This is a genomic window from Gammaproteobacteria bacterium (assembly GCA_029882975.1).
In the GTDB taxonomy this organism is placed as follows: Bacteria; Pseudomonadota; Gammaproteobacteria; order SZUA-152; family SZUA-152; genus JAJDNG01.
Map to the genome: position 1 here is coordinate 190,391 of JAOUJW010000005.1, position 9,426 is coordinate 199,816.

The window sequence follows — 9,426 nt, forward strand, 5'->3', positions numbered from 1 at the left end:
TATGTTAAGTTGCAAGGATATAACCCACAAAGCCGATGAATTCTTGGATATGAAGCTGCCTTGGCGTACCCGTGTGGCTTTCAAAATCCATTTATTCATGTGCGTTAACTGTCGTCGCTACATCTCACAAATTCAATTAACAATCAAAACCTTAGCAGGCATGTCCAAACCGGCTGAACCGGATGAGAGCTTTATCTCCAATTTGACTCAAATGTACCGCGATAATAATAAGAAATAATTATATAAATATCACTATTTCGCATTATAATGGGTAATATTTACCTACCCACGGCCTACGAGCCACCCTAAACTTACGGGTAAATAAAACATTGGCAGATAGCACTATGAATACATACAAAGGCCCTGAAAGACGTGTTTGGCATCGTCGCCAAACAAAAGACCGTCGGGAAATGGTTCGTTTTGAGTTAGATAAAGAACCGCGCCGTTCCGGCAAAGACCGCAGAGAAGCTCTGGAAATTTGGAAAGGCGCGCATATTTGATCCCTAAGCCCAAGCTTTCCTTGGAAGCTCACCGAGGTTTGCGGTAATATAGACCCAATAACGATAAAGTGTTTTGAGGGTATTTATGGGGATCAAAACTTTCGCACTGGCCTCCTTGCTGGTGCTCAGCCAACTGACTTTTGCCGACGAACTTGCCGTAGGGCTAGCAACACCCAGCCCTACCGGTATTTCCGTTAAACTTTGGAATTCAGACGAGATTGCTTATGACATGCTTGGCGCCTGGGATGCCGCCAACGAGGAAGTCTATCTGCATTTCGATTATCTCATCCACGACAATAATAAATACAATCTGGACGGCAATCCTATGCCTTTTTACTATGGCTATGGCGTGCGTTTTAAAGAAGAACGCAACGCAGATACCATACTTGGATTGCGGATTCCTCTTGGTATCAGTTATTTCATCCAGGATGCACCCTTCGAAGTTTTCGGGGAATTAGCACCCCGGGTAGATGTCGCACCCAGCACTAATTTTGGTTTGGATGTGATGATCGGTGTTCGTTTCCGTATTAACGAACTGCAAAAACGTAACCGCGCCAATCGTGGTGAGCGTAGCGACCGCAGAGAGACGGACACGGGACAGCAAGAGCAATACGATTCTCGCGACTACCGCTCACAGGAGTACAACAGTCGCGAACCGGAACAAGATGCTCCACCGCCCGTTCCCAACGCACCTCCCGGGTACCGCGGCTACTAAATCACGGATTCCTGGATTACCGGGCGTGTCTCGCATACGCCCCGGATTCAATTCCTGTCTATAAATGGCAGACACGCTCAAGTAACGAAAGGACCTCGACCTTGACTCAAGATATCCATTTTGACGTAATTGTAATCGGCAGTGGCTTTGGTGGTGCCGTCAGCGCCTGTCGCCTGGCGCAAAGAGGCCTGTCGGTCTGCGTCCTGGAACGGGGACGCCGCTGGAAACCGCAAGACTACCCTCGCTCGCCACAAGACTCTTGGTTATGGTCACACCATGAGCCGGAAAAACGCAATGGTTGGATCGACCTGAGAGTCTACAATGATATGGCGGTCGCACAAGGTAGTGGCGTGGGTGGCGGCTCCCTCATCTACGCCAATGTGTCTATAGAGGCTCAACCTTTTGTATTCCAATCCGGCTGGCCTGAAGCCATCACCTATGAGTCACTTAAGCCCTATTATGAAAAAACCGGGGAAATGCTCAATCTACAAACCCTTCCCGACAATCAGCTGACCGAGCGTTACAAGCTCATGCAGACGGCCGCCACGGCCGCCGGTTACGGTGATCGATTTACCAAAGTACCTTTGGCGGTGAGCTTTAGCGACAGTTACAGCTATGCCTTGGAAGATCCTCACAATGAAAAGCATTCAACGATGTACACCAACGCCCAGGGACAAGTTCAAGGCACATGCATCCATTGCGGCAATTGCGACATCGGTTGCAGCGTCCAAGCCAAGAATACACTGGATTTAAATTACCTGCCCTTGGCTGAGAAACACGGTGCAGAAATATTACCGTTGCATTTGGTGCGCAAAATAACCCCCAAAATCGATCATTACCGGGTCGATTTCGACCGTATAGACCAAAGCAATGAACGCCTGCTCCCGGGGCATTTTAACGCCCGTAAGGTTGTTGTGGCAGCCGGCACAATGGGCACCAATGAACTGTTATTAAAATGTCGCGACGACTATGGCACTCTACCGAGAATCAGTCGGCAATTGGGGTACGGATGGAGCTGTAATGGTGACTTTGTGACCCCCGCTTTTTATCCCGGACGCGACGTCTCCCCTACACGGGGTCCGACCGTCTCGGCGGCCATCGACTTCTTGGATGGCTCCGTTGAAGGCCAACGCTTCTTTATCGAAGACGGCGGTTTTCCCGACATGCTGGGCAATGCTCTGGAACAATTCAGCAATAAAACCCAGCTGGGTTTGTTGTTCAGCGGTTTGGATCAGGCGATACGCAATCGCGATTCCCTCTCCTGTATCATGCCATGGTTCGGCCAAGGGATAGATGCGGCCGATGGCCGATTACATCTGCGCCGCAGCTGGTGGCCACCGTTTAAGAAAAAAATGGATCTGGATTGGAACATTGAAAAATCCAAAGCGACGATTCAAGCCTTGATCAACATGCACAAAAAATTAGCGAAAATCACCGGCGGTACTCCTTGTGTCCCCCCCAGTTGGAACTGGTTCAAAGACCTGGCCACGCCCCACCCCATGGGTGGTTGCCGTATGGCCGACAGTAAAGCAAATGGTGTAGTAGATCACAAGGGCGAAGTGTATTCCTATCCGGGACTTTATGTGGCTGACGGTTCTATCCTCCCAAGAAGCATCGGTTTAAATCCCTCTCGGACGATTGCTGCGCTGGCAGAAAGAATTGCGGAGTTTATCAGCTAGTGAAACCGCGATTCGGAGACCGGCTGTAACACCAGAGAGATTCCCAGCTGTCACTGCTGGTTTACGCTTAATGCTCTTTGGGTAAGAAATCTTCCACCACCACTTTAGCCACATTGATCCCATAAGAGCCCGGAGGCAATATGGTGGTAATATTGGTTTCGCTCCAGTCCATGTTGGCCAGATTCATCAGCTTTCGGACTTCATAGGGCTTTTTGTCCATATCCAAAACCAATAGAACGACAGGGCGTAATTTTACGGTTTGATTGACACTCATAACCACAGCGACATCGCCGCGTTCCAGTTCAACCAAACTACCGATAGGATAAATACCCAGGCATTGAATAAATTTTTCCACTAGGTCAGGACCAAAGTTTTCCTTAGCGGTGACATACATTTCTTTCAGAACTTCGTGAGGGGAGGTTCCTTTGCGATAATGGTTATCACTTCTGGCCGTTTCATACATATCCACCAAGGCTACCAATCGAGTTAAGTAGGCGTTGTCCTCCCCCACTAATTTATCTGGGTAACCGGAACCGTTGTAACGTTCGTGATGGTGCAAGACAATATCCAATACTTCCTTGGTAATATATTCTTTTCCGCGCAAGGCCTCCCAACCCAGCTTGGGGTGTTGTTGCATACGCTCATACTCCTGCGTCGTCAATGCAGAGGTTTTTTGTACGATGTTCGTGGGTACTTTCATGGTACCGATATCGTGCAGTATGGCTCCCAAGCCCAAGGTCTGTAATTGCGAGCGATCCAAACCCAGCCAATGACCAAAACTCAGCGTCAGAATGCATACGTTAATACTGTGATACAAGGTAAAATCGTCATGGTCTTTCAGATAGGTCAACCAGATCATGGTGCTGGGGTGACGGGACACCACATTGATCATATCTTCCACCATGGCTTTGGTTTTAACCGTATCTACAGTCTCACCCAGACTTATGTTTTGCATCATTTTTTTAATAATGTTACTGGTTTTATTATAGAGAAAACGGGCGCTGTGAAACTGATCTGCCAGTTTCATAAATTCCATGTCCACACCTTGTGAAACTGTGGGTTTTTCATGTTCCCGGTGTTGTTCCAATACAGATTGCACATCGCGGCTGGATTTTTCCGTGTCCACATATACATATTTACAGGTATCAGATACTTGTCCCATTAATTCATTATTATCCAGAATAAAACCTTGAAATAAAAATGGGGATTCCAACCAGGGGCGATCAATTTCAGTGACGTACATGCCCAGCTGCAGTTCACTAATATCCAGTTTGATTATGCTCATCAAATTTTCCCTATTGTAATCTATATACTATGATCGGTACCCATGCGGGTTTTTTGAGCTGGTATCCAACAGTTTGTTAACATTTTTTGCACCAAGTCTGTGCATAGCCACATTAAAATTTACCTACAATATTGATAAAGAATCCTTGACTGTCGAAATCCAGATCCGTCAGATCATCGGAGAAGTCCGTAAAGTTGTAACCCACACCCAGTTTTACAAATTCGTTCACATGTCGGTACAGCCCCGCTAATATGCCGTGACGTCGGTCACCCACTTGGGGTAACTCCAATAGACGCTCTTCCAGCAGGGCATCCCAACTATGCGTAAGGTGCCAGTCCAGACGCAGTATATATAGTGCCGCATCACTTCGAAAAAATACGGGATTAACCCGATCCTGACTGATTTGTCCATAACGGTATGCATACTTGGCACCAATTCCCAAGCTTCGACTCAGATCATAGGAAAAGTCCAAGGAGAGGATGTCACTTTTTTGAATATATTCAGCCGCAGTATTATTAATAGTGACTTGATCAGTCGCCGGAACATTGTAAAAGTGGGTGAACTTGAACAGTGCATTCAGACCACTGCCGGCCACCGGTCGGTAAGCGTATCCAAAAACCGCTTCGGTGAAATTTCCGTCATAAAATTCTCCCATTGAGCTTTCGCTGAAAGAGTAATTTAGTTTACCCAGAAAATTCCAATCCGCGCTCATCGTGTATTTAAAGCTGTTTTTAGCCAACCAGGTAGTTCGGGTGCTCAAACTAAGATTGGGTTGTTGGGTTTCGTCACGACGATATTCTATGGCACCGGCATAGGTGATCAAATCCATTTTGTATCCCAGGCTTAGGCCCATTGCATTGCGTTCTATCTCGGCTCCGGTGTTGCTATCACGCAATTTGCCGCTATCCAGACTGGCACCAAAGTTCCAGCTGTCGGTGGGTGCCAGATCAAACCCCATGGAATGGGTTAAGCCGGTAGGCGTATCGCCGTGGCTGTATTTTTCTTCAAGATAGATACTGCTACTATCCGAGTAGCGGGTTTTGAAACCTGAGGCCATGTTGCCTTTACGAGCCCGAACTCCGTTGTCACTGCGCTCGTTCTCCAGCGTATAACTGCTATAGATATTTGTGGTATCCGTCATTTTGTAATCGGCACCTAATGTGGCACCATGCCCCAAATGTCCGGTGGACAGTTCACTGTTAAACGTCAAGCGATCGCCGCTGCGATAATCACCGCCCACACCCACGCGCGTATTACGTTCGCGTGTACCGATGATTTGCAAGGTTTCCTGATAGTAACCGTACGCAGACCAATTGGCATTGGAGTCAAACCCGAGTTTTAAGGCAGCATCATTGCGTTTCCCTTCTTTTTGAGTCGCTGGAACAACCGGTGAATTGTCGCTGCGTTCATCGGCTCGCACGGCAAACGACATATTCCAGTAAGCGTCTATCTTGCGATCCAGGTTTAATTCCGAGGCACGGGTTTCCAGGCCGTCTTTCTGTACTTTGGCATCAGATTTCACTTTAATTTTTGTGTACGCATCAAATGGCAGCTCCAGACTACCACCTGTTTGTATTGTGCTTTTGTTGGTAATAATACCGGGTGCCGCATACCCGGCTTCCAAGTCTTGTCGATAGTAATTTAAACTACCCTCTAAGCCAGGGATAAACTCTTGCACTCGAACAGCGGCATCCAGTCGCTGGCCATTCGCACTGTCGCTAAATCCGTTGTTGTTTACGCTTTGAAAATCAAAACCACCATCGGCCGACAAAGCGGCAGTGGCCACGGCGCCCTTGCTAATGGAATATTCGTACTTAATCCAGGTTCCCGGACTCATGCGAAACATAACGTCCATCGCATTCAGCGTACTTTTAGATGCACTGATGTCGTTCTTATCGGCCGTTATACCCAGTTTCAAGGTGTCACCCATCCAGTAATGCGCCCTCCCCCCCATTGCCAGATCATTCATATCGTCAAACCCGGGAGTGTACTCATAGCGCACGATTAAATATTGGTGGCTACCGCTAAAATCTCCCGTATCTATCAACATCCCATTGTCACTGGAAGGTGACAGCGCTTGATTCAGCATAACCCGACCTTGAATGTAGTCAACGGTATAATCCAGACCATAGGCGAGATTTTTTACACTCAGCACCATTCCGGACAGAGCATCACGCACTTCAATGCGCGCCCGCTCAGATCCGCTCATGAGATCCTGATGTTGCAGAAAGTATAAAGAACCTCCCGTGCCACGAAACTCATCTCGACCCGCCACCGTTCCCGGTTGAGCGGCAAACACATCCCAGCTGTAACGTCGTTCACCGAATGAAGTAGTGGAATCGGACTCGAAGTGAGTATTAAATCCATACAGGCGTCTATCCACATGCGCTAAATTGTTATCGGTGTAATCTATACTGAAATTGCCCCACAGCACGTGATCTTTGTTTTTGTACAGCTTGGTATAAAATTTACCGGAGGTCGGCGCGTCTTCTTCTACGCTGCTATCGTCACCGTAGGTGGGGTAGTAGTAATCAGGGTTGATACGGCGAAACACGGAATCGGGTGACTTGTTCATAAAGTTGTTAAACAAGTCTTCCAGTGGACCTTCACGGGTATCGGCACTGGCTTTTAAACTCCAGCCGTTTTGGAAACGCCCTCGGGTATAAAATGCCAAACGACCGTCTACACTGAGATCATTGTCGTAATGAGATTGATCGCCCGTCGCCAAAGCTGCCGGACCGTTGGTTTGGTCACGAGATAGGGTCACATCGGCAATACCCACGTAAAACCAATCCTTCTGACCTAACTGCACTTCACGCAGATACACATCACCATTACCATTGCCATCAGTCACTGCAACTTCGACACTGTGGAGGCCTTGTGGCAATATCAGCTCGCTGATAAATTGGCCATCCTGACTGACCGGAATTTCGTTTCCAGCAAACCATACCTTGTGTCCGGGTGGAATGTGTTGTCCGCGAGCCCAGACACTGGCACCCTGTAAAGGGATATTGTTACGGGCCAGACGATTTTCACCGTATCCCAACAGCATTTGTTCTTGTTTATCCACCACACTGATATCGGTTTGCAGTTTATCGACGACGCGGATACTCTGTTCTGCCGTTTCGTCAAACTGCTTGTCCTTGTTGTATACCCTAAGCACGTATTTGAGGGTAATACCGGGTGTGCTATAGCGATTCAACAAATCTTCCGGATTCAATCGCCAAAAACCTCTACCATCCGTGTCCAAAGGTACGATATAGGCCGGAGTATCTCCAACAGATTGCGAAGAGTAAAAGATGCGTACTTCTGCAGACGTAATAAACGAGGGATAGTTACTGTAGAGCGCAAAATCGACCTGGTTCTCCCGTATCTCAGTGGCGGCTTTATCCAGCAAAGATATTACGTTGGGCCAAGCGGTAACATTGAGTCGCGGTTTAACGGACAGGTTGTCAAACTTAAACTGGATTTTTGCTTTATCCAGTGCGACATCGGTACAACGTTGCACGTCAGGGATATTTTTGTTGGGATCGTTAATCGGTTGTCCGTCAACTGAGATACGCATCAGGTTCAATTCATAGGGATTCTTGGGCTGTACTGCACGTGTCAGGCGTTTAATTTCCAGCCCTTCACTGTCATCCAAATACGCCAACTCATCATAGACAATCCGGACCTCCACCCGCGACTCTTCCATTTCCACGAAGCCGGTGTTGGCAACATCACTGGACTGCACATAACCTCGGCCTTCAAACTCCGCCTGCTTGTCCTTGAGTTGCATTTCTTGTTTTACCGAATCCATGACTCGTCGCGCCCGGGCTGTGGATAAGCCTATATCGTCTCCATACACCATAGCCGTACGTCGGTCTAAACGTTCATTGCTGATGTAGCCGATAAAGCGTAAGCGTACATTACCTTTATCTTTTATATCTTCCATGGCGCGGGCTAGACGCCGAGTGTAACCCACAGGAAACACCGGCTGACCTTTTTCAAACACTACAGCTTTAATTTCTCCTTCCGGAGGATTGTAGATTCGTTCCACCGTTTCAGCAGCATCGGCTTCGGGACAGATTTGGGGTTCATCCGGAAGTTCTTCCAATGGATCGTCGTGCCAGAATTCCACTTCGATACGCCGGTTTAAGGCTCGGCCGCGTTCGGAGTTATTTGATGCAATAGGGGCACCGGTACCTTTACCATCACTGTCCACTGCGCTGGAGGGCAATTTCATGACTTCCTGCACTGCCACAGCAAAACGCCTTGCTCGGGACTTGGATAAGCCTACATGATCACCATATATGCGTGCTTCTCGTCCCATTAAAGGAACATTGTCCGTGTGCGCAATAAAACGCATTTTCACGTTTTCTTTGTCGCGAAGATTGTGCAGAGCCTGGCGTAATTGCTTTACATATTGCTCCGGAATAGTGAACTCGTCGGCCTCATAAGGAAACGGTTGTACCAGATTTTTAAGTTTGGCTCGTTTGGAATGCCCTACTTTGTAGCGAATCTTACAGACGGTTTCCACTCGACATACTTGAATCCGTTTGATTTTCTGATCCAGTTCCACCTCACGGTCCACACTGACCTCTTCCACTTCGTCGTACCACACTTGAACTTCCACTCGACGATTTTGCGCTTTACCGGCAGCAGTACTATTGTCCGCAACGGGTTTGGTCTCGCCCAATCCCTCATAGGATATGGCTTCCGGTGGTAACCCGAGAGCCCGTTGAAAGTATTCCGCGGTGGTTCCTGCCCGTTCACGAGACAGCCCCATATTGTCCTTATATTTGTCCATAGCACGACCGCGCAGTTTGACGTTGTCCGTATGGCCGATGAAATGCAAACGCACGTTAATACGGTCTTTCATGCTGTGGAGAATTTCCCGCAATTTGTCGATGAACTCCTCAGGAATATCAGCCTTGCCGGATTTAAATCGAATGGGAGGAACCAGTCCTTTGAGTTTTTTAGTGGTGACTTTTTTCTCCAGTACTTTTTGTATGCCCTTTTCGACTTCACCATCATCGTCGGCGAATTTCTTGCGCCATTGAGCGAATTCCCCCGAAGGATCCAGTTGTTGTTCCGTGTTTTCACCAATTAGATTGGTTTCCTCCACACCGTGGCCGCCGGTTTCCACGGATTGTTGCGACTCCTGCGCGAAAATTGGCGACAAAGGGTTCCCCACCATCAACAGCAGTGCAAGTAACCATTTGTTTTTATGCAATATTTGCATCATTTTCCATTCTTTCACAGGGC

Annotated in this window: 6 protein-coding genes; 4 read left to right on the plus strand and 2 right to left on the minus strand. The window is 48.0% G+C overall.

All coding sequences use genetic code 11. The annotated features are described in order from the left end of the window. Position 1 precedes the first annotated feature (1 nt). The 4 genes from OEY58_05925 (at position 2) to OEY58_05940 (ending at position 2,894) form a co-directional block, all read left to right on the plus strand. Positions 2-238 carry a zf-HC2 domain-containing protein gene (locus OEY58_05925; protein ID MDH5324981.1) on the plus strand — a complete coding sequence of 79 codons (237 nt, stop codon included), beginning with the start codon at positions 2-4 and terminating at the stop codon, positions 236-238. A gap of 106 nt (positions 239-344) precedes the next feature. Beyond that, the gene (locus OEY58_05930) at positions 345-500 is read left to right on the plus strand and encodes a hypothetical protein (GenBank protein MDH5324982.1); all 156 of its coding nucleotides are present in this window, start codon (positions 345-347) and stop codon (positions 498-500) included. Positions 501-585: 85 nt separating this feature from the next. Further along, positions 586-1,215 (plus strand): hypothetical protein, encoded by a 630-nt coding sequence (locus tag OEY58_05935; GenBank protein ID MDH5324983.1) that lies wholly within the window; start codon positions 586-588, stop codon positions 1,213-1,215. Between the two features lie 101 nt (positions 1,216-1,316). Then, on the plus strand, positions 1,317-2,894 hold the full coding sequence (locus OEY58_05940; GenBank protein MDH5324984.1) for a GMC family oxidoreductase: 1,578 nt from the start codon (positions 1,317-1,319) through the stop codon (positions 2,892-2,894). 67 nt (positions 2,895-2,961) lie between these two features. Here the strand turns inward: OEY58_05940 and OEY58_05945 are convergent, their stop codons facing one another. Then, positions 2,962-4,179, minus strand: a complete 1,218-nt coding sequence (locus tag OEY58_05945) for an HD-GYP domain-containing protein (protein ID MDH5324985.1) — start codon at positions 4,177-4,179, stop codon at positions 2,962-2,964. A gap of 112 nt (positions 4,180-4,291) precedes the next feature. Further along, the gene (locus OEY58_05950) at positions 4,292-9,406 is read right to left on the minus strand and encodes an OmpA family protein (protein ID MDH5324986.1); all 5,115 of its coding nucleotides are present in this window, start codon (positions 9,404-9,406) and stop codon (positions 4,292-4,294) included. Positions 9,407-9,426: the final 20 nt, after the last annotated feature.